Source organism: Nostoc sp. (genome assembly GCF_036919675.1).
GTDB lineage: Bacteria > Cyanobacteriota > Cyanobacteriia > Cyanobacteriales > Nostocaceae > Nostoc.
Genome location: NZ_JBALCP010000126.1, coordinates 18,881 through 40,117, shown reverse-complemented (window position 1 = coordinate 40,117; position 21,237 = coordinate 18,881). Strand labels below are relative to the sequence as shown.

Below are 21,237 nucleotides of genomic sequence, written 5' to 3'. Positions count from 1 at the left end.
CGCCCGTAAAGGAGTTATGAGTTTTAATTCCTCACTCCTCACTCTTAACTCATAACTTTTTTGGATTAGCTTGCTAATTTTCACATTTACCTCAATACTGTTCCGATAAAGGGATTAATCACATTTTTTGGGGAATATCAGGGATTTTACCAAAACAGACGATGAACAATACTAAAAGAAATATATTGACTTTTCGGCTATGCAACAGCACACTCTAGCCGCCCAAATCATCCAAACAGGGGTGGGACTGCATAGCGGTGTGAGTACCCAGGTGCGGATACTACCAGCTGAGGCAGGAAGTGGACGCTACTTTGTGCGAGTAGATTTACCAGATTTGCCGATCATTCCAGCCCAAGTTGCGGCAGTTAGTCACACTGTTCTCTCAACTCAGTTGGGCAAGGGTGAGGTATCTGTTCGCACGGTAGAGCATTTGTTGGCAGCACTTTCTGGTATGGGTGTGGATAATGCCCGGATTGAAATTGATGGTCCAGAAGTTCCACTTTTGGATGGTTCAGCAAGTGTGTGGACAGCCAACATTGCCCAAGTTGGCTTAGTATCACAACCCGTTAACAACCAAGTTCCCTTGGCTGTTACAGAACCAATATGGGTCTATCAAGGGGATGCCTTTGTATGTGCCCTCCCAGCACCAGAAACCCGCTTTAGTTACGGTATTGATTTTGACCTGCCTGCCATTGGTAATCAATGGCATAGTTGGTCACTCAGTGCTGAACTAGGAAAAGCTTCTGCTAGCTTTGCTGCGGAAATTGCTCCTGCCCGTACTTTTGGGTTACAGCATCAAATTGAACACTTACAAAAAACAGGGTTAATTAAAGGTGGCAGTTTGGATAATGCACTTGTTTGTGGATCAGAAGGCTGGCTAAATCCACCATTAAGATTTGCAAATGAGCCAGTCCGTCATAAAATCTTGGATTTAGTAGGAGATTTAAGTTTACTAGGAACTTTTCCTAGTGCTCATTTCTTAGCGTATAAAGCCAGTCATAATTTACACATTCAACTGGCTCAAAAAATTTTAGATTTGGGACTTCGGCTTCTCTACGAGACGCTGCGCGAACGCTCAGTCGAACGATTTTAGATTTTGGAGTAGAACTAAAGCCTAAAATCTAGGATTATTAAGCTTTGGATATACGCCTGCCTACTCAACTTTCAGATGAAAAATCAACTACACGGCCAATGTCAATCCTCACTGAAGTGAATACCATCGATACAACTACATCTACCGAACCACAGGCTATAAATGAGACTACAATCAGTTCTGAGATTAAAACAAGCTTCACATCTGAAGAAATTCAGAAATTGCTACCCCACCGCTACCCATTTTTACTTGTAGATAAAATAATTGACTATGTTCCAGGTAAAAAAGCTGTTGGGGTTAAAAATGTCACTATCAATGAACCCCATTTCCAAGGGCATTTCCCTGGACGTCCACTGATGCCAGGGGTGCTAATTGTCGAAGCAATGGCACAAGTCGGGGGTATTGTCCTGACTCAAATGTCTCCGGAAGAAGACGGACTGTTCGTCTTCGCTGGTATCGATAAAGTCCGCTTTCGCCGCCAGGTCGTACCGGGAGATCAACTAGTAATGACGTTGGAACTGTTATGGGTAAAACAACGTCGTTTCGGTAAGATGCAAGGTCGTGCCGAAGTTGACGGTCAACTTACTTGTGAAGGGGAATTAATGTTTTCTCTAGTTAACTAAAAGTTTGCTTTCGTGGTATAGGCATAGCCGTGAAGTGCCCTTACTGAATCCGGAAAAAGGATAACAGTTAAAAAAAATCCACAACAGCATCTGAATAATTTATTGATTTTCGACGCCCTCTCTACGAGACGCACTCACAAACACACTTAACTTGCTTTGCCCGACACTTTCGTTCACTGAAATACTTCACGCTCTACCAGTCACCTCGATGGGACGGCAGTAGGTACAACTCTCTTAACCAGAGTAACACGCTGCTTCAGAAACCCCGTCTGGCGCTGGCTTATCAAGACAGTTCTGGAGATTCACCCTTGAAAACGCTAATTCATCCAACTGCTGTAATTCATCCTAAATCGGAACTCCACCATACAGTGCAAGTCGGTGCCTATGCTGTGATTGGAGCGCATGTCAAAGTGGGCCCTGAAACAATAATCGGCGCTCATGCTGTGCTAGAGGGACCTTGTGAAATTGGGGCGCAAAATCAGATTTTTACAGGTGCAGCCATCGGCATGGAACCTCAGGATCTCAAGTTTGTGGGAGAACCAACCTGGGTCAAAATTGGTGATAACAACTTAATTCGTGAGTACGTTACTATTAACCGTGCTACTGGTGCCGGTGAAGCGACGGTAATAGGTGATGGAAACCTGCTGATGGCTTATGTCCATGTGGCTCATAACTGCGTGATTGAAGACCAGGTAGTGATTGCTAACTCTGTGGCGTTGGCAGGTCATGTCCATATAGAGTCACGCGCTAGGCTGAGTGGGGTTTTAGGTGTCCATCAATTTGTACATATTGGTAGACAGGCAATGGTAGGAGGCATGGCACGTATTGACCGGGATGTGGCCCCATATATGCTAGTTGAGGGAAATCCGGCGCGGGTACGAACCCTAAACCTTGTCGGACTTAAACGCTCTGGTATGGACTCAGCAGATTTGCAAATGCTGAAAAAAGCCTTCCGCATTCTCTACCGTTCTGATTTGTCCTTTAAGGATGCCTTGGAACAACTGGAACTGTTAGGGGATAGCGAAGAATTGCAGCATCTGCGCCGCTTCCTGCTACTTTCTCAGATGCCAGGAAGGCGTGGCTTGATTCCCGGTAAGGGGAAAAAAGGCGTGAGTGATGAATCGTGAATTATAAGTTAGGAGTTATGAGTTGATGAATTAAATTTTTAACTCCTAACTCTTAACTATTCACTCCTCACTTTTAAGTTTTTACTAATTACCAATTATCAAATGCGGATATTTATCAGCACTGGCGAAGTATCTGGCGATTTACAAGGGTCGCTGCTAATTACAGCGCTGAAGCGTCAAGCTGTGGCGATTGGGTTGGAATTAGAGATTGTGGCCCTGGGTGGCGAAAAAATGGTAGAGGCTGGGGCAACTCTACTGGGAAATACCAGTAGTATTGGCTCAATGGGTATTCAAGAAGGGCTGCCTTATATTTTACCGACTCTCCAAGTGCAACGTAAGGCGATCGCTTCCCTAAAGCAAGATCCACCTGACTTGGTGGTGCTGATCGATTACATGAGTCCGAATATAAAAATTGGGACTTACATGAAACAGCATCTGCCAGATGTGCCTGTGGTATATTACATCGCTCCCCAAGAGTGGGCTTGGTCAGTCAATTTCCGTAGGACTAACAGGATTGTTGGTTTTACAGACAAGTTGTTGGCAATCTTCCCACAAGAAGCCCGTTACTTTCGCGAACAAGGGGCAAAAGTTATTTGGGTAGGGCATCCTTTGGTTGACGGAATGCAAGACGCTCCCAGTCGCCAAGCAGCTCGGACAACATTGGGGATTGCACCAGAACAGATTGCGATCGCACTCCTCCCCGCCTCTCGCCACCAAGAACTAAAATATCTTTTACCAATTATTTTTCAAGCCGCCCAAACTCTGCAAGCTAAATTACCTGAAGTTCATTTTTGGATTCCCCTATCTCTGGAAGTCTATAGACAGCCAATTGAGGAGGCTATTGAGCGTTACGGTTTGCAGGCTACAGTTGTATTAGGTCGACAAAAGGAAGTTTTTGCCGCTGCTGATTTAGCTATTAGTAAATCTGGTACTGTCAACCTAGAACTGGCTCTGTTAAATGTGCCGCAAGTTGTAGTTTACCGCCTCAGTTCCCTGACTGCTTGGATAGCTCGTAACATCCTCAAAGGTTCCATAACCTTTGCATCACCACCCAATTTAGTAGTGATGAAGTCGATTGTGCCAGAATTTTTACAAGAGCAAGCCACACCAGAGAATATTATCCAAGCAGCGATGGAACTGCTACTCAATCCCCGTCGCAGACAGCAAACTTTGCTAGATTATGAAGAAATGCGGCAAAGTTTAGGAGAAGTTGGGGTATGCGATCGCGCTGCTCAAGAAATTTTGCAAATGCGACCAAATTTGTAATTTGTAATTCAAAATAGAGAATCAATCAATTTATTTATGAATAAAATAAGTGTGAAGCACGTATTTTTGTTGAAACCCGCATTTATCCGTGGGGAAATTAGGAATTATATTGAGGTGTCATGGCTTATGAGATGAAAAAACAAAGAGCGATCGCAGTTGATTTGTTCGCGGGCGCGGGCGGTATGACTCTTGGCTTTGAGCAAGCTGGCTTTGATGTGCTGGCGTCCGTGGAAATCGACCCGATCCACTGTGCAACACATGAGTTTAACTTCCCTTTTTGCTCAGTTTTATGTAAAAGTGTTGAACAGACAACCGGGAAAGAAATTAGGAATCGGTCTCGTGTTGGCGATCGTGAAATTGATGTGGTAATTTGTGGTTCACCATGTCAAGGATTTTCCCTAATTGGTAAACGGGCTGTTGATGATCCACGAAACTCTTTGGTGTTTCACTTTCATCGACTGGTTTTGGAGCTAAAACCAAAATTTTTTGTGATGGAAAATGTGCGGGGGATCACGGTTGGCGAACATAAACAAATCCTCCAAACCTTGATTAGCGAGTTTAAAACTTACGGCTATAAGGTAGAAGAAAATTACCAAATTCTCAACGCTGCACATTACGGAGTACCACAGTCCCGTGAGAGATTATTTCTCATAGGCGCAAGGGAGGATCTAGAGTTGCCAAAATATCCTCAACCGATTACTAAACAAGCATTACAAAATAATTTAAATTATAAAAAAATATCTGACATTCCATTGAGTCCTACAGTATGGGATGCAATTGGAGATTTACCTGAAATAGAAAAATATCCTGAGTTACTAACGAAAAATTGGGTAACAGCAGAATACGGAAAGCCTAGTAACTATGCTCGGATACTTCGCGGTATCAAATGCCTAAACGATGATTATTCTTACAAACGTGAATATGATTTGCGAATACTTTCTTCAAGTTTAAGAACAAAACATTCAGCAGAAACTATTCAACGTTTTCAGGAGACTCAACAAGGCGAAAGAGAAAAAATTAGTCGTTTTTATAAGCTGCACCCTGCTGGTGTCTGCAATACGTTAAGAGCCGGAACAGACAAGTACAAGGGTTCTTTCACATCTCCTAGACCGATTCATCCATTTACGCCCCGTTGTATCACAGTCAGAGAAGCAGCAAGATTACATTCTTACCCCGATTGGTTTAGATTTCATGTAACTAAATGGCACGGATTTAGACAAGTCGGTAACTCTGTACCACCCCTACTAGCAAAGGCTGTGGCGGCAGAAATTATTCGCAGTTTGAATATTTCGCCTTTTAAACCGAGTTTGGGATACAAGTTGCCAGAGGAAAAGCTACTACAATTTAATATGTCCCAAGCGGCACAACATTATCAGTCCCCCTGATAAGAATACACTCTGCAATATGTGCAAGGTTGGGCTAAGTCCAGTTACGGAAGAATGTACTATCTTCCCAGATATTAGCAGTCCGTTGAGCGATCGCTGTTAATTCTTCCTTTTTAAGGGGCACAAAAGCCCGCGCTATCTTGACATTATTCTCTAATTGTGCGACAGTCTCTGCCGCAATCACGCAACAATGAACCCCACGCTGAGACATTGTGTAACCTAAAGCTTGCTGCATACCTGTCAACCCACCTGATTTAAACAGCCGACCATAAGCCGGGACTTTCATCGCAATCACACCGACATTTTTTTCTTGAGCAACTGGTAGAACTACTGGGATAAATGGATGTGGGTGGTGTTTGTCAGCGGCATTCACAGGAATCAGTGTAGTGTGGAAAGGATAGCGACGTAACCCTTCCGCAATCACCTCAGGGTCGTGATGTCCGGTGATACCAGCAAAGCGCACCAATTTTTGTTGTATGGCTTCTTCTAAAGCTTTAATTGCACCAGATGAACTAAAGATGGTGTCGAGTTCTTCGGAAAAAGAAACACGATGCAACTGCCACAAATCGAGATAATCTGTATTGAGACGTTTAAGCGATCGCTCCAATTCTCGCCATGCACCATCCCGATGTCTTTGATCAGTCTTGCTTGCTAGAAACAGCTTTGAGCGATGGGGTGGTAGGACTTTACCTAAATAATCTTCACTCGGCCCATAACTAGCCGCTGTATCAAAGTAGCGAATGCCAAGTTCCAGCGCTCTTTGAATAATTGCCGCAGCATCACCCTCTTTTCCTTCCCAGGATAGCGGCGTTTGTCCTGCTCCTCCTAATCCGAAGATAGGCAGTTTTACTTCCGTACGTCCCAGCAGCCGTTCTGGCATGGTTGCTGGCGGTGTAGCGGTGTTGCTAGTATTTTGCTGTAAAGCATTAGTTGCCACAATACCTCCTGTCACAGCAATGCTGGTAATTAGAAAATTACGCCGCGTTTTTCCTTCTGTCATGATTGGCTTCGGGGACGAAATTACTTTTATTATAAATTCTAGCTAGCGGGAATTAATCTCAGAAAGCAAAATTACTGATAGATCAGGAACGCTCCGAAAGCGCTGATCATTAGTTAGAAAAGTAGAGCATTGAGTCAATAGTGCTGTTGCTGCATGGATAGCATCTGGTAATTTAATGTTAATACTGGCACGGAGTTTAGCAGCTTCAATTAAAACCTGACGACTGACAGGAATCACTGTTAAATTCTGTGAATTGCTAATCAGTTGTACGTAAGTTGTCTGTTGAGCTAAGTCCTGATTTTGGAAAGGTTTTACCAATACTTCAGCAAGTGATAATTCACTAGTTACTACACTCAAGTTACCTTGATCGATACTTTGGAATAACTGAGTTAAATCTTGGATGAATGGTGGATATCCCTCTAAAGCATAGATCCAAATGTTTGTATCGAGGTAGATCCGTGTGCTTTGAATAGCATCTAAGATTCCCATGCATCTCGTTCTTGGCGAATAAAGTTATCCACTTCTTCGGGTGTGGCAAAACTGCCTCTAGCAGATCCGATAAAGCTAGTTAGAAGCTTTTCTGAATGCTTTGGGGGTGACTCCAGAAGTACTATAACCTCGACAGTTACACCTGCTGGAAGTTCTGGAGAACAGATTTCTACTACACCACCAGGTTTGACGATCGCCTGTTGCCTGAGTCCATTAAGCATGATAATTAATCCTTATTAGTATCGGAATATCGCATTTGATCAGGTAGGTGAGAATAAGAGCGATGTCTACGACGGGCTATGCCTACGCACTGCTTTTTCTAGTTTAACTTTGAGGTGCGATCGCATTACTTGCCACCGACGGCATTTTTCTCAGCGTAGTTCAGATTTTTCTGATATTCTCTGATTTTTTGCTGGGCTATTGCATAATTTGGGCTAGAAGATGGCACAGTTTTCATAAGTGCGCTCGCAGTTTGCCACTGACTTACAACTGTTTTCCACTCATCTGGAGATTTTGCTGATTGAGTAAGGTTAGCTGCATTAATTGCCTTACTTACTGCTTCTCGGAATGTATCATTTTTAAGTAACACAATCGGCGATTTGGAAATCACTGGTGAGGGTGTAACTAATACAGACTTTGATGAGATTTGTGTTGGATTTTTAGAGGTAAAGGGAAGTATTTCTACAAATTTTGATGAAAAGTATATTCCTACAGGAATTGAAAATATTAAAAAAATAAGCAGCCAATTTTTGTTTAAATTACGATATTTATGTTGAGTCTTGAGGATTGTAATTTCTTGATTATTTGATAAATTATTTGATTTCATTTTGTGTAAACCCATTTCACCGCGCAATCTATTGAGTTCTTTATCTGCCTTTAAATCAGTGTTGGATTTACTTGCATCTATTTCTTTATTGCCAGAATAAGCAGATATGATTCTGTGTTTTACCAAATATTCAATTTGATAAGTTAGTGCCCCACCAGAAATATAGAATAGTCCAAATATTAATATTATATTATTATTAATATTTTGTAGTTGTGTGTATTCTTCAATTTGTCTGACGTAGCTAAGATTAAAAAATGGTAGAAATATTGTAGAAAACAAAGCTGCTATCAGTGTAGAAATTGCAATTACAAGCCAAGCATACAATCCTTCCCACCAACTCATTATTCCTGGTAATAATCCTTGTGTTCTACCTATTTCGGGTGCCTGAATTTCTGGTATAAACCGACCAATGAGCAAGTGTAAGCAGTGATGAGTAAAAGAAATTATAGGAATTGGACATAAGAGTAACAGTATTGTAAATATAGCAAATAACTCAGGACTATTATCAAAATATGCAATAAGGTAGGCTACTTTTCCAGGATTCTTGAGTACAAATATAATAAAACTCAAAAAGAAATTCAAAATCAATGCTTTTAACCAAGAAATAGGATAAGGAAACCATAAAGGCCAGTAAAACTTTTGTATGTTTTGCTTACTAACTTCCTGAATATTCGGCTGTGTCATAACCAATAAATCCGAAAATCTGATAAATATCTTCTATCTCATAGTTCCCTAGTTACAGGTAGAAATAACATTTTTAGCCCTATATTTATAATTTACTTGGATTTATTATACTTATTGTAAAAACCTCGATTATAGACCCTTTGTCTGCGCCTATATGTGATGGATATTAAACACTAACGTTCCTTTGTAATCACAGAGCTACCATTACTAATACTTACTTTCTGAATAAAAACATCAGTACAAGATGATAAAATGTCAGTGCTTATTTGATTAGCAATAAATTCAAAATCTTGGTTTGTTAATCCTTGTGCAGTATCGCCACTTAAGTTAATACAAATAGTTATAGTTTGAGGATTGCTGGAAGAATTTTCCTTATCTATTGTTTCTATTTCAGCTTCTGCTATGCCCAAATCAAACTCTTTACTCCAAGCTGGAAACCCCTTACCCGTTTGTTGTCCATTAACTTTCACTCTTTCAATAGATGCAGCCCCTAAAGCAGTTAACCCTTTTCGGATAAATGCAACTAAAATTTGCTGATTTGGTACTTGGGCAGATTCTAGGATTACCTCTAAGCAAGCATCTTTGAAGGCAACTTTTGCAGTGATCCCTTTGGGGTGTAGATGGCGGTTCATCAGAGATGCGATCGCCTGGGTATCTCCCTGTTTTGCAAGTTTTAGAATATTCGGCTGTGTCATGACCACTAAAAGAGAAAATCTAGGAAAATAAACTTATATTCTCAGGATTCCCTCTTGACAGCCTTAAGTAACATAATGATGCACAATATCAGCTAAATTGGGCTAAAATATCTAGTACAAAGATAGTCTTTCACAGAGTTTTGCAATAAAGATATTTTCCCTGTATCAATATCAAAAACTATTGTTTTTGTGTTTGCCAAATTAACAATATTAATATTAATCAGTTTAATTCCAATTTTCAATATGAAAATTTATCACGATCATGCTTGGCCCTCAACGCTGGAAGAAGCCATAGTTATCCAAGAAAAGCTACGCGATCAAGTAATTACCAAGGATCAACTGCAAGAACCTATCCAGTACGTTGCTGGAGTGGATATGGGTTTTGAAGCTGATGGAACAATTAGCCGGGCAGCTGTCGCAGTCCTGAGTTTTCCTGATTTACAAGTAATCGAGACAAGCCTAGCACACCGTCCTACGAGCTTTCCTTATATTCCTGGGTTCCTCTCATTTCGGGAAATTCCAGCCGTTCTTGATGCCCTGGAAAAGATTAAAACAACACCAGATATGATCCTGTGTGATGGTCAGGGAATTGCTCATCCCCGCAGATTAGGTATAGCTAGCCATCTAGGGTTACTTATAGATATACCAACAATTGGTGTAGCTAAGTCGTTGTTAGTAGGCAAGTATGAAGAATTGGCCCAAACAAAAGGCAGCAGGCAACCACTGATATATAAGGGTGAAACGATTGGGGCAGTTTTGCGATCGCGCACCGGAGTAAAACCTCTGTACATCTCCAGTGGCCATAGAATTAGTTTACCGACAGCAATCGACTATGTATTACGCTGCACGCCAAAATATCGGTTGCCAGAAACTACACGCATTGCAGATAAATTAGCGTCGGCGAAATAAAGCTTGTTGAAGTTTTTTCTAAATACTTGCTTGCACCGACTCAATCGTGTTAGGAATCGCACAGAAAGAAGTTGAAGTAGCTAAATACGAGTTACGAAGTTAGAACAATGAACGCACTGACTTTACAGTGGCACGATGCAGGTGAAGATAAAATTCAGAACATTTACGAACAACAGTCAAGTCAAAATCCTGGCACTGTCCGCATCGGTCGCGATCCACTCCGGTGCGATATTATTCTGAGTCACCCTACTGTCTCTGGTCTGCACGTTGAAATCTTTTTTCATCACCAGCAACAGGGCTTTTATATCAGGAATTTGCGATCGCAAAATCCCCCGATTGTCGATGGACGGCAATTAGTCCAAGGTGAAATGCCTTTAACTGAGGGCACTAGTATCTCTTTGGGACAAATAAAACTCAACGTTACTAGCATTTCAACGGGCAGCATTCCAGCAACAATTTTGCTCTCACCGCATCCACCAGTACATGGACATCACCACTATCCAGCGACACCCCCCGCACCACTGCCAGGAGTTTATGGTTTAGAATGCCCCAAATGTCATAAAGTTTCCCCAGGAGAGAATTTACAAATTGGCTGTCGTTGGTGTGGGACATCTTTGGCTGCGGCTGTGAGTGTGTTGGTAGCACCGGGTAGTTGAGAAGGAGGGCAGGGGGGCATACTTCGACTTCCTTTGGCTCCGCTTAGGACAGGTCGCTCAGTAACCAGGGGAGCAGCTGACTTTTCACGGTATGTGGAAAAGGTTATTTTGAGGGTTTCCCAAGCCCTGATTTTTGCGTCAGCTATTTTCATTAACTAAAAGCTATTGAGAATCAGACTGTGGAAAAAGCCACGCTTTTTCTGTGCTTGAGGACTTACCGTGAAAAGTCAGGGGAGCAGAGGGGAATAACTAATGACAAATGACTTACAAATTAAATTGAGTTGGGAAGATCCAGCGACGGGAGAACGGCGAGAACCAATGTTGAGTATGCCGATCGCTTTTGGTCGAGAATTCGCTCGTTTACCTGCTGAACTCAGGGGAGGGCGGGTTTCTAGGATGCTGCTTAACAGTAACGAAGTTTCTCGCTACCATGCCCTAATTGACTGGGAACAAGACCATTTGGTGGTGATTGACCAAGGTAGCGTTAACGGTGTATATGTCAACGGTCAACTACAAACACGCAGTGTCCTGGTTAATGGCGATACGTTGCAAATTGGCCCCTATGTGATCATGGTGACATTTGCTGCTAACGCCTCTGCACCAGATACCACTCCCCCTTCAACGATTCACTTCAATGCAAAGACCAATCTCCCAGACCCCAGTTTGCCTGCCGTTCAGCCGCTAAGGCCCTTGGCGAGTAATTTCCCGCCATTAGCATTTCAGGCACAAAAAGTCGCTGTGCAAGCACTTCATGCTACGGGTTTACCAGTAGATGAATCTGATTATCTAGCGATCGGGGCGGGACTGGGTAGCTTTTTTTGGGCTAATTTGCTGCGAATTAGTGGTGTGCGTCCTGACAAAATTGTAGCTTTGGGATTAGAGGGGCAGCCCTATGCTCGTTATAAGCGCCTTTGTTTGAATTCGCAAATTCCCTTACATGAAAGACTGCGATCTAATTCTGACTCTTGTCCTGATAATATTTGGGGCTGGCCTAGTTATGCCTTGCGTGAGGCTTGGCACGATTTCACCAAGGGAGAGATGAAGTCAGCATTCAAGTATTTGTGGCAAGTGTTTGCTGAACCAACATTTGCAGAAACTTATACTCCGCGTGCGGGTAATGTCTTTGATTCCATAGACCGGGAGGCGAAGCGGATTGGCTGGAATCAAATTTATCGTTATGGGCGAGTTAGGGTAATTCGCAAAACTGATGATGGCAGGTATTGCGTAGCTTATTCTCGCGGCCCAGGAAATTATGCTTTTTTAGTTACTCGTTATTTACATTTAGCTACTGGGTATCCAGCAATTCAGTTTCTCCCAGATTTGCAAACTTATAGGGAAAAATATCAAGACTTTAAATCTGTCGTCAATGCTTATGAAGCCCATGATCATGTTTATCAGCAACTAGAGCAACGAGGTGGTACGGTGTTGATTCGTGGGCGGGGAATTGTGGCTTCGCGGATTATTCAACGGATTTATGAAGCCAGAAAGCGAAATCAGAATATTGCAGTTTTGCATTTAATGCGATCGCCTAAACCCCAAGGCAACAAATTTCAAAATACCCAACGCCTAGTCAAAAATCATTACGAATTTCAACCCTTTAACTGGCCGAAAGCTTGTTGGGGCGGCGAACTCCGGGCAATGTTAGAAAAAGCTAGTCCTGATGAACGCAAGAGTTTACTAGCAGACTGGGGTGGAACTACCACTGCCGACCGCCACGACTGGCAGCAAATAACTGCCCAAGGGATCAGCGAAGGTTGGTATCAAATTACCTTCGGAGAGGTTTTGGATGTAGAACGAGATGCCCAAAATCGGACTATTACCCGTATCCGAGAGCAAAGCTTTGGGGAAATGAAATTGCTAGCTGACTTTATTGTTGATGCTACTGGACTGGATGCCAAAGTAGATGCCAATCCTTTAATAGCAGATTTGGTGAAACATTACAATCTCCCAGTGAATCACCTGGGGCGATTGGCTGTAGCGAACAATTTTGAATTAGTAGAAATGCGTAGTGATAAAGGTCAAATGTATGCTGCTGGGGCTATTACTTTAGGTGGCCCTTATGCAGCAGTTGATAGTTTCTTGGGGTTGCAATATGCCGCATTAGTCGCCGTTGATGGACTCGCCGCCGCCCGTGCGCCTGGAGTTCAAAGGTTAAATGTTGTAAGTTCCTTTGGGCAGTGGTTGAAGTGGGTGTTAAATCAGTCACCTTAATGTAAGGAGGCAGAAGGCAGGAGGAATAGAGTATTTACCTGGCTATTTCGAGTTCCAAACTCCAAACTTGAGGTTAAAAGGTGCAACTTCGAGGTTCAAAGGCTCAACTTCGAGGTTCAAAGGCTCAACTTCGAGGTTCAAAGGCTCAACATTGAGGTTCAAAGGCTCAACATTGAGGTTCAAAGGCTCAACATTGAGGTTCAGAGGTTCAACTTCGAGGTTCAGAGGTTCAACGTTGAGGTTCAAAGGTTCAACATTGAGGTTCAAAGGTTCAACATTGAGGTTCAAAGGTTCAACATTGAGGTTCAAAGGTTCAACATTGAGGTTCAAAGGCTTTGGAAGTCCCTTAGAGGATGTTTGAAAAGTATTATTACTAACATCAAAACCTCAGAAATCTAACCCACCGAGCAAGCCTTCCCTACAAGGGAATGGGGGTTTCAAAGCCTCTCTTTGCTTCTTTTAGAGGAATGGAAGTGGGGTTATTGCTATACTCTACAACTTTTCAAACATCCTCTTAGACCTCTTGCATAAGTCGAAATTAGTGAACTTAAACTACGGGTAAACACTGGTATTTGTCAGTAATTATATGTCGTTAATTTTGCTTTCATATGACATTCCAATCGACGAATAACTACTGTGACTGTAACAATCAATACAATATAATTTTGATTTTGGAATTGTTTGTGGAATAAGTTTTACAGAAACTTTATCGTTATAGATATTAAGTATAAATATATATTGGGAAGCATAATATATAACCTGATGAGGGTTGGGTTGAGAGCTAACTGGATTGCGAATCAAAAATACTCTTTTGCCAGGATAGCTCGGAACTAATTCGCCAATTATCAAACAGAATTTATGAAACTCGATCACAAGCTCTACCTGTATTCATTCCTAGCTCATTTCGGATGGCTCAAGAAAAGTTACACCGCTAAAATCATGCTGGTGGCATTTTTGGGTACTCATGTACCACTTCTGACCTTACTCTTAAGTTTCGTCATCTCAAACTCCTATTCCTTGGAGATGGCGGTGCGAGTTATGATCATTGCTTTGTTGGCTACGCTAGCGGGTACAGCTGTCACCCTCTACGCGCTACACTACCTTCTCAAACCGGTCATTTTGACATCTGCTGCATTGCAAAACTATCTCAATACCAAAACACTACCTGAACTGCCTACAGAATTTGCTGATGAAGCGGGTACCTTGATGGCGGATACCTCACAAACTCTTCACAAATTAGATGAGTTAATTCACTACATCACTAATTATGATGATCTAACTGGATTGCCCAATCGTGATTTATTCCGCGATCGCCTTTATCAAACTCTATCTCAACTTGAAAACAAACAGCGCCTTGTAGCTGTCTTTTTCCTAGCCATTGATGATTTTACTGATATTAGTCATGGGTTAGAGCATGAGACAACAAATTTGTTGTTAAGAGCAGTTGCTCATAGGTTATCAACCTGCATGGCGCAAACAGATATTCTTGCCCATTTAAGTGGAGATGAATTTGCCCTTGCCCGCATTAACATTCATTCTTTTGAAAATGTGATTAAGTTATCTCAGGTGCTTTTGAGTACCCTGAGCAAACCCTTTTTTCTAGAGGGTAACTCGATTCATCTCACCGCTAGCATTGGTATCACAATTAATGACTTAAATGATCCTAATACTGTAGATAAACTCTTGCAACAGGCTCACATAGCACTGTACCAGGCGAAGCAGCAAGGACGTAGCCAATACCAATTCTATTCGCCAGAAATTAATGCTCAGTTGCAGGAGCGACTGACTTTAGAAAATGAATTACATGGAGCGCTTGGGCGCAACGAAATGCTGGTTTATTATCAACCTCTAATTGATTTACACAGCGGAAAAGTTACAGCTATGGAAGCGTTGGTTCGCTGGCAGCATCCTACCTTCGGTTTGGTTTCTCCAGTAAAGTTTATTCCCATTGCAGAAGCCAATGGTTTGATCGTAGCAATTGATGAATGGGTCTTACGAACTGCTTGTGCCCAAAACCGTGCTTGGCAGCTTGCTGGATTTACCCCAATTCGGATATCTGTGAATCTGTCAGCTCGACAGTTTGAACAAGCAAATCTAGTTGAGGTCGTCAGCGAGATTCTTGAGGAGAGTGGACTCCAACCATCTTACCTGGAACTGGAAGTGACAGAAAGCTTCTTGATGAGTGACATTGAGCGATCTGTTAAAACTTTAAAACAATTACGAGAACTGGGTATATGGTTGGCTCTAGACGACTTTGGCACCGGTTATTCCTCGCTGAACTACTTGAAGCGCTTTCCTGTGAACATGCTCAAGATTGATCAGTCATTTGTGCAGGATGTCATATCTAATCCTGATAGCGCCGCCGTCACCGATGCGATCATTGCCCTAGCAAAGAGTCTCCGGTTGAAGATCACGGCAGAGGGTGTGGAAACCCAAGAACAGCTTGAATACCTGCAAATGCGGGGATGTGATGAAGGTCAGGGTTTCTACTTTAGTCGTCCTGTCCCTGCTGATATAATTGCTGCAATGTTGCACAAAAGTTCTCAGCAGATGGAGACAATTGCAGCATAGGTGGATGCCTAAGCCATTACAACGTGTTCCATTTTGCACCTATCTCGGCGGTCACCCGAATACTTGTATAATGCTACGCACCTAGATTGAGATTCTTTTTGTGTGGAAGCCCCGCTACCACACAAAAAATTGTCCGGGTTTAGCCGCATTAGAATCCATTGGCAAATTCGCAGTCGTAAAAGGCGAGGCTAATCTTCTAGGAACTGCGATCGCACAGATTAAATAGAAGCAGGATGATGTGTTCACCAGGAATACACAGCGATCGCCATTAAAGAATTAAGGAAATTTATCCGGCAATTTCCACTGAAGACTTGTTAAATACTCCGATCGCGCTACCGAAAGAATCTACTCGCCAGAAAATCACACAAAAGGTAAGAGCATCTCACAAAACGTGGGAGCAATCCAAACAACTGCTAGAAATTGCTAAAACAGGAGTAGAACGGGCGATCTACAATAGCTTGGATAAATCAACAACTTGAAACCTTGGGCATTAACCTAACCACGCCCACTTAACATACTGGAGTAGCAATGAAAGCACTTAAAGTCATGGCAACGATCAAGAGGAGAGACAGCTAACCTTAAATCATCCTCCACGTCTTAGGTTCTACTACTAAAGCTTCATGAACAGGGGCATGGTGTTCTAGCAAGTAGCGTGCAACTGGATTGTGTTGGGGTGATAATGCAATTTGCATTGCTTTTTGGAGCTTGCTGTCAACTAGAGAAATTTGAGCAAAGAAAAACAGCCCACCTCGTGTAGCTGAAAAATACTGACTCATTTCTGCGGATATGTGCGATCGCAACGTCTGTTCATCTTTAGCTTGAGCAATTGCATGAAATAGAGCTTGTAAGGCAATCATGATTGGCAAAGTGTACCCTTTCGAGGTCTAGGCGCAGTATAGCAACCAGACCTATCTTAGCTTTAGTCACATCAAGTCAAATCCTTTGTTTGCTTTTTTTGGATTACTTTACCATGACTGTAAATTCTGGCATTGATGACACACAGATATCCGGGCGCTGGATTCAAATTGGTTTTTTGATCGCAGCAGTGTTTTTCAATCTCTGTTTAGCAACCCAAGTATTCAGTGTTGGATTAGCTTACTTTTACAACTCTGATTGGTGGAACCTACATATTTGGCTCGTGCGAGGATATAGCGGACTCTCACTAATTTTGTTGGTATGGGTGTTTTTGATTCCCTTTCCCCCAAGAGTCCAGAGCCTTACAGCAAGTATGCCAGTGCTGCTGGGACTGCAATTTCTCACAATTCACTTGAAGACTTCTTTTCCTTTAGCAATCTTCCACCCACTTATCGGCTTTTCCTTATTCTCTATTTCCACAACCCTAGTTCATCGAACATTGCACATTGTATTTCCCAACTACAACCAAGACTAATCTCAAGAAGAAACACAACTTTCAATTCTTTTAGCGCTATTACAGGAGAAATATAAGTGTCTCAATACGCTGATTCATCCGTTCTCGTTGATACCCAGTGGCTGGCAAATCATCTCAACGATCCAAACGTCCGCATTATCGAAGTAGATATGAGTCTAGAGCCGTACAAAAATGCTCACATCCCTGGTGCTGTCTTCTGGAACATTTTTACAGACTTACTATTGCCCGATTTGAAGATGAATTGGGATGCGCGAGCTTTTGAGAAGTTGATGGCACGCTCAGGCATCACCAATGACACAACAGTGATTGCCTATGGCGGTTATCCTGGAACAGGAGCCTGGATTTTCTGGTTATTGAAAGTCTTTGGGCATGAGAATGTCCGAGTTCTCAATGGCGGCTACCAGAAATGGAAGTCAGAAGGTTGTCCACTGGCAACTGAGTTATCCACCTTTGCTGACACTGATTACCGTGCCAAAACTCCTGATGCTCATCTGCGAGTATTACATAATGAAGTTCAGGCATCAATTGGTAGAAGCGATGTCTACGACGGGCTACGCCAACGCGTGTTGTTGGATGTCCGAACACTTCAAGAATATTGTGGTGAGTGGTTTTTCAATCAGCCACCAAAAGCAGGTGAACTCACTGGACATATTCCAGGTGCAGTGCATCTTGAGCATATCTTAATTCTCAATGAGGATGGAACTTTTAAATCATTCAACGAATTGAAAAATCTTTATAACAGTCATGGCATTACAGCTGATAAAGAAGTGTTCCCTTACTGTACTATCGGTGCGCGTTCTGGATATATCTGGTTTGTCTTGAAGTATTTATTGGGTTATCCGAATGTTCGGAATTACGATGGCTCTTGGAATGAGTGGAGTCGCCTGCCTGATGTAGCGATCGAGAGGTAGTGAGAGTTACTTGGGGATATATTTGCTTTTCTTGTGCCCATTTTCTTGAGCGCGATAGTAAGCCTGGGGATAATCCCTGCCCTTCTTGGTGATGGTGCTACTAGAGTTTATCTTGTTTATCCCCTGGTTCTTTAGTAAACGCTTGGAGATGTCATTACTCTTGTTCGCAATATTCTCAATAACCGCACCTTTACCGACGGACACCACTACCGTCATCAAGATTAAAATCTCTTAACCTTTCGTTACACTAAAGACATCGAGAAGGACGAAAGCAAACCTCTCGAAGCTGAAATCAAAGGTGAACGACATGAATGGCACAATTCGCGTTGGTAATCTCTTCGGAATTCCCTTCTATATCCATCCGTCGTGGTTTTTAGTTCTGAGTTTGGTAACTTGGAGCTATAGCAGTGGACTGGCGGCGCAATTTCCCCAATTGTCTGCGGGATTAGCTTTACTATTAGGATTGATGACAGCGCTGATGTTATTTGCCTCTGTCGTCGCCCATGAATTAGGCCACAGTTTCGTTGCAATTGGTCAGGGAATTGATGTTAAATCCATTACACTGTTTATATTTGGCGGTTTGGCTAGCTTAGAAAAAGAGTCGAAAACCCCAGGTGAAGCTTTCTGGGTAGCGATCGCAGGCCCGTTAGTTAGCTTACTACTATGCGGTATCGTTACAGCTATTGGTGTTACTACTGCTGCATCAGGGCCGTTAGCGGCAATTCTTGGTGTTCTGGCTTCTGTTAACTTGGCATTAGCCCTGTTCAATCTTATTCCTGGCTTGCCCTTAGATGGCGGAAATATACTGAAAGCTATCGTTTGGAAGATTACAGGTAATCCTTATAAAGGTGTGACCTTTGCTAGTCGAGTTGGGCAAATCTTTGGTTGGGTAGCAGTTCTTTCTGGTGTACTTCCCCTACTATTATTTGGCAGTTTCGGTAACTTCTGGAACTTGTTAGTTGGTTTCTTCTTGTTGCAAAATGCTGGTAATGCGGCTCAATTTGCCAGAGTGCAAGAAAAACTCACAGGTTTGACAGCTGAGGATGCTGTAACTCTCGATAGCCCAATTGTATCTGCTAATCTTACCCTGAGAGAGTTTGCCGATGAGCGAGTCATAAGTGGGCAAAACTGGCATCGGTTTTTAGTGACTGATGATCATGGACAATTAGTAGGTGCGATCGCTGTTGATAATTTACGAACCATCCCAACAGCACTGTGGTCAGAAACTCAAGTCAAAGAAGTCATGCGACCAATTACCGAATCTACCACAGTCCAATCCGATCAACCTCTGCTGGAAGTAATGCAGTTACTCGAACAACAAAAGCTATCTGTGCTTCCCGTAATTCGTGAGAATGGCGTTCTAATTGGAATCTTAGAAAAAGCTGCAATTATCCAACTACTTCAAAGCCGAACTCAACCTAGCCCTGCATAGTTTATTAACACTCTCCCACCAAGCTACGCTGTGGTGGGAGATTCTTGTTCCACACAAGCAGGAGTAATACCAATTCACGAAAACCCTGATACAGATAGATTTCTCGTAGGGGCATGGCAATGCCATGCCCTTACCAACGTATTTGTATCATCATTAAAGTGAAATGGTATAACAGACGCAAAAGCCAGTGGTTTAAAGGATTTTAAACAAGATTACCCCGTTAATAAACGATGGTGCGATCTCTAAAGTTCAATAAATCAAGTATCATGTTCTTATATTGTTAGTCAACGCCTGATCTCTGAATCACACTAGTACCGCAAGGCGGAAGTCAAAAGTCAAAAGTCAAAAGTCAAAAGTATTATGGAATAAGCTCTTTAGGGATTTTAAATGGTTGCTCTATTTACGCCGTGGCGTACTAGACATAGGAGGATGATATATGAATTCGACAAATCCCCCTGAAAACGTGATTAATTGTTTGCAGACTATTTTGGCTGCCACTGCTGCGGGAAATTACGAACTTTTTCTCACGGTAGGTGATTTAGAGTACAAAAGAGATATTACCAAACAAATATTTGACCAAGTTAGCTCCCCGCTAATTCCACGCATGTCTGAGGGTTATACAACTACTTATTTCGGTCATCTCAAACAAGGAGAAACTCAGACCTATTTGTGGAAGCTGAGTTTTGCTGATGATGGACATGAATTTATAGTATGTGTGGGGATGAAGGGAGACAAAGTTAATCTGATATGGATTACTTAAAATATACCCATATCTGCGATGATAGCACGTTGCCAAGTTAATTCTTTTGTAGCTTCATCCCAATGCCAGCGTAATAAATTCGCGGGTTGACTCTTGGCAATTCCTGGTAAACCAATCGCTTGTCTAGGTGCATTAGTAGCTAAAGCGATCGCACTTTCTACGTCACAAATTCCCCACTTCATCAAATTCTGCACTCCCACCAATAAGGGTAAAGTCGTCCCCGACAAAGTGCCATCCGCCAGTTGTGCCGTACCGTTTTTAACTACAATTTGCCGACTATCCCAAGGATACACACCATCGGGTAGCCCCAAAGGTGCAAGAGCATCGCTGACAAGAAATAGCCCTTTTTCTTCATAGCTAGCGCGAAGTAAAATTTGCAGCATCGTGGGTGAAACGTGTTTACCATCAGCAATAAAACTACACATTACATCAGGATGGGTAATTGCTGCCCCTAATAATCCTGGTTCGCGGTGATGTAATCCTGGCATAGTGTTGAAAGCATGGGTTACCATCGTTGCACCCTCCTCAAAGGCACGTTGCGCTTGGGCAGCTGTTGCTTGAGAATGCCCTAAACTGACAGTAATCCCCAAAGAACGCAAATATGGAATGACTTTACCAGTCAAATCTAACTCCGGTGCTAAGGTGATCACTTTCACAATATGAGCATAATTACCCAAAACCCGCTTTACCTCGTCAATTGTTAAGGGTAACAGGTACTCTGCTGGGTGTGCGCCACGCTTTTGGAAATTCAAAAATGGGCCTTCTAGATGTACTCCCAGAATCTTGGCACCTGCTTGTTGACTAGGGAGAACCTCAACAATAATAGCAAGCGATCGCTGAATGTTTTCTACCGAAGTAGTCACAAGTGTTGGTAAAAATCCATCTACCCCGGCATCCCACAAAAATTGTGAGATTTTCACTAGCAAGTGAGCATTTTCAGCTGTCAATTCGGGAAATGCCAAACCCAATGCACCGTTTATTTGCAAATCGACGCCGCCTAGAGAAATCCAGTCACCTGCTACATCTAGTAGGGGCGCACGGCTGTGTACTCCTACTGTACTCATTGGCAAGATTTGCTCAATTATGCCCTCTTGATTAACCAAGAGCATTTGCAAATCTTTGTACCCTGGTACTCTAGCATTGATAATATCTACAGGATTTTGTGTTGCTTGGATCATCACACTGGTGAAAAGAGGGCTAAATCTCATC

23 protein-coding genes are annotated in these 21,237 nt (G+C 42.5%); 14 read left to right on the top strand and 9 right to left on the bottom strand.

Going from position 1 to position 21,237, the window contains the following annotated elements; genetic code table 11:
* The first annotated feature begins 199 nt into the window (after positions 1–199).
* From lpxC to V7K49_RS27905, 5 genes are all read left to right on the top strand, one after another.
* A complete protein-coding gene (lpxC, locus tag V7K49_RS27925; protein ID WP_335208536.1) occupies positions 200–1,093 on the top strand; it encodes a UDP-3-O-acyl-N-acetylglucosamine deacetylase in 894 nt (297 codons plus the stop codon).
* Between the two features lie 98 nt (positions 1,094–1,191).
* Positions 1,192–1,716: a 3-hydroxyacyl-ACP dehydratase FabZ gene (gene fabZ / locus V7K49_RS27920; protein WP_334967574.1), complete on the top strand. Its 525-nt coding sequence runs from the start codon at positions 1,192–1,194 to the stop codon at positions 1,714–1,716.
* A gap of 308 nt (positions 1,717–2,024) precedes the next feature.
* Positions 2,025–2,843 carry an acyl-ACP--UDP-N-acetylglucosamine O-acyltransferase gene (gene lpxA / locus V7K49_RS27915; protein WP_273762418.1) on the top strand — a complete coding sequence of 273 codons (819 nt, stop codon included), beginning with the start codon at positions 2,025–2,027 and terminating at the stop codon, positions 2,841–2,843.
* A gap of 102 nt (positions 2,844–2,945) precedes the next feature.
* On the top strand, positions 2,946–4,109 hold the full coding sequence (gene lpxB, locus V7K49_RS27910) for a lipid-A-disaccharide synthase (RefSeq protein WP_335208534.1): 1,164 nt from the start codon (positions 2,946–2,948) through the stop codon (positions 4,107–4,109).
* A gap of 131 nt (positions 4,110–4,240) precedes the next feature.
* Positions 4,241–5,494, top strand: coding sequence for a DNA cytosine methyltransferase (locus V7K49_RS27905; protein ID WP_335208533.1), 1,254 nt, complete (start codon positions 4,241–4,243; stop codon positions 5,492–5,494).
* A gap of 34 nt (positions 5,495–5,528) precedes the next feature.
* Here the strand turns inward: V7K49_RS27905 and V7K49_RS27900 are convergent, their stop codons facing one another.
* The 5 genes from V7K49_RS27900 to V7K49_RS27880 all read right to left on the bottom strand — a co-directional run bounded on the left by V7K49_RS27900 (position 5,529) and on the right by V7K49_RS27880 (position 9,188).
* The gene (locus V7K49_RS27900) at positions 5,529–6,494 is read right to left on the bottom strand and encodes an aldo/keto reductase (RefSeq protein WP_335208532.1); all 966 of its coding nucleotides are present in this window, start codon (positions 6,492–6,494) and stop codon (positions 5,529–5,531) included.
* 42 nt (positions 6,495–6,536) lie between these two features.
* Entirely contained in the window at positions 6,537–6,983 is a 447-nt protein-coding gene (locus tag V7K49_RS27895; RefSeq protein ID WP_335208531.1) for a type II toxin-antitoxin system VapC family toxin, read from the bottom strand.
* The gene (locus tag V7K49_RS27890) at positions 6,971–7,204 is read right to left on the bottom strand and encodes a hypothetical protein (RefSeq protein WP_335208530.1); all 234 of its coding nucleotides are present in this window, start codon (positions 7,202–7,204) and stop codon (positions 6,971–6,973) included. The genes V7K49_RS27895 and V7K49_RS27890 overlap by 13 nt, the downstream gene beginning before the upstream one ends.
* 125 nt (positions 7,205–7,329) lie before the next feature.
* The gene (locus tag V7K49_RS27885; RefSeq protein ID WP_335208529.1) at positions 7,330–8,493 is read right to left on the bottom strand and encodes a hypothetical protein; all 1,164 of its coding nucleotides are present in this window, start codon (positions 8,491–8,493) and stop codon (positions 7,330–7,332) included.
* 173 nt (positions 8,494–8,666) lie between these two features.
* Entirely contained in the window at positions 8,667–9,188 is a 522-nt protein-coding gene (locus V7K49_RS27880) for a hypothetical protein (RefSeq protein ID WP_335208528.1), read from the bottom strand.
* Between the two features lie 243 nt (positions 9,189–9,431).
* Between V7K49_RS27880 and nfi the strand changes: the two genes are divergently transcribed.
* From nfi to V7K49_RS27865, 3 genes are all read left to right on the top strand, one after another.
* Positions 9,432–10,097, top strand: a complete 666-nt coding sequence (gene nfi / locus V7K49_RS27875; protein WP_335208527.1) for a deoxyribonuclease V — start codon at positions 9,432–9,434, stop codon at positions 10,095–10,097.
* A gap of 107 nt (positions 10,098–10,204) precedes the next feature.
* Complete coding sequence (locus V7K49_RS27870) at positions 10,205–10,753, top strand: FHA domain-containing protein (RefSeq protein WP_335208525.1); 549 nt, start codon at positions 10,205–10,207, stop codon at positions 10,751–10,753.
* 252 nt (positions 10,754–11,005) lie between these two features.
* Positions 11,006–12,964 (top strand): FHA domain-containing protein, encoded by a 1,959-nt coding sequence (locus V7K49_RS27865; protein ID WP_335208524.1) that lies wholly within the window; start codon positions 11,006–11,008, stop codon positions 12,962–12,964.
* 42 nt (positions 12,965–13,006) lie between these two features.
* Here V7K49_RS27865 and V7K49_RS27860 read toward each other — a convergent pair whose 3' ends face one another.
* On the bottom strand, positions 13,007–13,294 hold the full coding sequence (locus V7K49_RS27860) for a hypothetical protein (protein ID WP_335208523.1): 288 nt from the start codon (positions 13,292–13,294) through the stop codon (positions 13,007–13,009).
* A 528-nt stretch (positions 13,295–13,822) separates the two neighbouring features.
* Between V7K49_RS27860 and V7K49_RS27855 the strand changes: the two genes are divergently transcribed.
* The gene (locus tag V7K49_RS27855) at positions 13,823–15,535 is read left to right on the top strand and encodes a putative bifunctional diguanylate cyclase/phosphodiesterase (RefSeq protein WP_335208521.1); all 1,713 of its coding nucleotides are present in this window, start codon (positions 13,823–13,825) and stop codon (positions 15,533–15,535) included.
* Between the two features lie 311 nt (positions 15,536–15,846).
* Positions 15,847–16,014: a hypothetical protein gene (locus tag V7K49_RS27850; RefSeq protein WP_334872728.1), complete on the top strand. Its 168-nt coding sequence runs from the start codon at positions 15,847–15,849 to the stop codon at positions 16,012–16,014.
* A gap of 99 nt (positions 16,015–16,113) precedes the next feature.
* Here V7K49_RS27850 and V7K49_RS27845 read toward each other — a convergent pair whose 3' ends face one another.
* Complete coding sequence (locus tag V7K49_RS27845) at positions 16,114–16,392, bottom strand: hypothetical protein (RefSeq protein WP_335208520.1); 279 nt, start codon at positions 16,390–16,392, stop codon at positions 16,114–16,116.
* Between the two features lie 113 nt (positions 16,393–16,505).
* Between V7K49_RS27845 and V7K49_RS27840 the strand changes: the two genes are divergently transcribed.
* Positions 16,506–16,925 (top strand): DUF6220 domain-containing protein, encoded by a 420-nt coding sequence (locus tag V7K49_RS27840; protein WP_334872730.1) that lies wholly within the window; start codon positions 16,506–16,508, stop codon positions 16,923–16,925.
* Positions 16,926–16,981: 56 nt separating this feature from the next.
* On the top strand, positions 16,982–17,836 hold the full coding sequence (locus tag V7K49_RS27835; protein WP_334872732.1) for a sulfurtransferase: 855 nt from the start codon (positions 16,982–16,984) through the stop codon (positions 17,834–17,836).
* Positions 17,837–17,842: 6 nt separating this feature from the next.
* Here V7K49_RS27835 and V7K49_RS27830 read toward each other — a convergent pair whose 3' ends face one another.
* Positions 17,843–18,055: a hypothetical protein gene (locus V7K49_RS27830; RefSeq protein WP_335208519.1), complete on the bottom strand. Its 213-nt coding sequence runs from the start codon at positions 18,053–18,055 to the stop codon at positions 17,843–17,845.
* An 88-nt stretch (positions 18,056–18,143) separates the two neighbouring features.
* Between V7K49_RS27830 and V7K49_RS27825 the strand changes: the two genes are divergently transcribed.
* Positions 18,144–19,268, top strand: a complete 1,125-nt coding sequence (locus V7K49_RS27825) for a site-2 protease family protein (protein ID WP_335208518.1) — start codon at positions 18,144–18,146, stop codon at positions 19,266–19,268.
* Positions 19,269–19,704: 436 nt separating this feature from the next.
* On the top strand, positions 19,705–20,028 hold the full coding sequence (locus V7K49_RS27820; RefSeq protein ID WP_335208517.1) for a hypothetical protein: 324 nt from the start codon (positions 19,705–19,707) through the stop codon (positions 20,026–20,028).
* Here the strand turns inward: V7K49_RS27820 and nagA are convergent.
* Positions 20,025–21,206, bottom strand: a complete 1,182-nt coding sequence (gene nagA, locus V7K49_RS27815) for an N-acetylglucosamine-6-phosphate deacetylase (protein ID WP_335208555.1) — start codon at positions 21,204–21,206, stop codon at positions 20,025–20,027. The two genes, V7K49_RS27820 and nagA, sit on opposite strands and share 4 nt — an antisense overlap.
* Between the last annotated feature and the right edge of the window lie 31 nt (positions 21,207–21,237).

Coding starts and splice junctions, on each gene's coding strand:
- lpxB (WP_335208534.1), top strand. CDS start 2,946: ATGCGGATATTTATCAGCACTGGCGAAGTATCTGGCGATTTACAAGGG.
- V7K49_RS27870 (WP_335208525.1), top strand. CDS start 10,205: ATGAACGCACTGACTTTACAGTGGCACGATGCAGGTGAAGATAAAATT.
- V7K49_RS27880 (WP_335208528.1), bottom strand. CDS start 9,188: ATGACACAGCCGAATATTCTAAAACTTGCAAAACAGGGAGATACCCAG.
- V7K49_RS27890 (WP_335208530.1), bottom strand. CDS start 7,204: ATGCTTAATGGACTCAGGCAACAGGCGATCGTCAAACCTGGTGGTGTA.
- V7K49_RS27885 (WP_335208529.1), bottom strand. CDS start 8,493: ATGACACAGCCGAATATTCAGGAAGTTAGTAAGCAAAACATACAAAAG.
- V7K49_RS27855 (WP_335208521.1), top strand. CDS start 13,823: ATGAAACTCGATCACAAGCTCTACCTGTATTCATTCCTAGCTCATTTC.
- V7K49_RS27825 (WP_335208518.1), top strand. CDS start 18,144: ATGAATGGCACAATTCGCGTTGGTAATCTCTTCGGAATTCCCTTCTAT.
- nfi (WP_335208527.1), top strand. CDS start 9,432: ATGAAAATTTATCACGATCATGCTTGGCCCTCAACGCTGGAAGAAGCC.
- V7K49_RS27865 (WP_335208524.1), top strand. CDS start 11,006: ATGACAAATGACTTACAAATTAAATTGAGTTGGGAAGATCCAGCGACG.
- nagA (WP_335208555.1), bottom strand. CDS start 21,206: ATGATCCAAGCAACACAAAATCCTGTAGATATTATCAATGCTAGAGTA.
- V7K49_RS27900 (WP_335208532.1), bottom strand. CDS start 6,494: ATGACAGAAGGAAAAACGCGGCGTAATTTTCTAATTACCAGCATTGCT.
- V7K49_RS27895 (WP_335208531.1), bottom strand. CDS start 6,983: ATGGGAATCTTAGATGCTATTCAAAGCACACGGATCTACCTCGATACA.
- lpxC (WP_335208536.1), top strand. CDS start 200: ATGCAACAGCACACTCTAGCCGCCCAAATCATCCAAACAGGGGTGGGA.
- V7K49_RS27905 (WP_335208533.1), top strand. CDS start 4,241: ATGAAAAAACAAAGAGCGATCGCAGTTGATTTGTTCGCGGGCGCGGGC.
- fabZ (WP_334967574.1), top strand. CDS start 1,192: ATGTCAATCCTCACTGAAGTGAATACCATCGATACAACTACATCTACC.
- V7K49_RS27845 (WP_335208520.1), bottom strand. CDS start 16,392: ATGATTGCCTTACAAGCTCTATTTCATGCAATTGCTCAAGCTAAAGAT.
- V7K49_RS27820 (WP_335208517.1), top strand. CDS start 19,705: ATGAATTCGACAAATCCCCCTGAAAACGTGATTAATTGTTTGCAGACT.
- V7K49_RS27840 (WP_334872730.1), top strand. CDS start 16,506: ATGACTGTAAATTCTGGCATTGATGACACACAGATATCCGGGCGCTGG.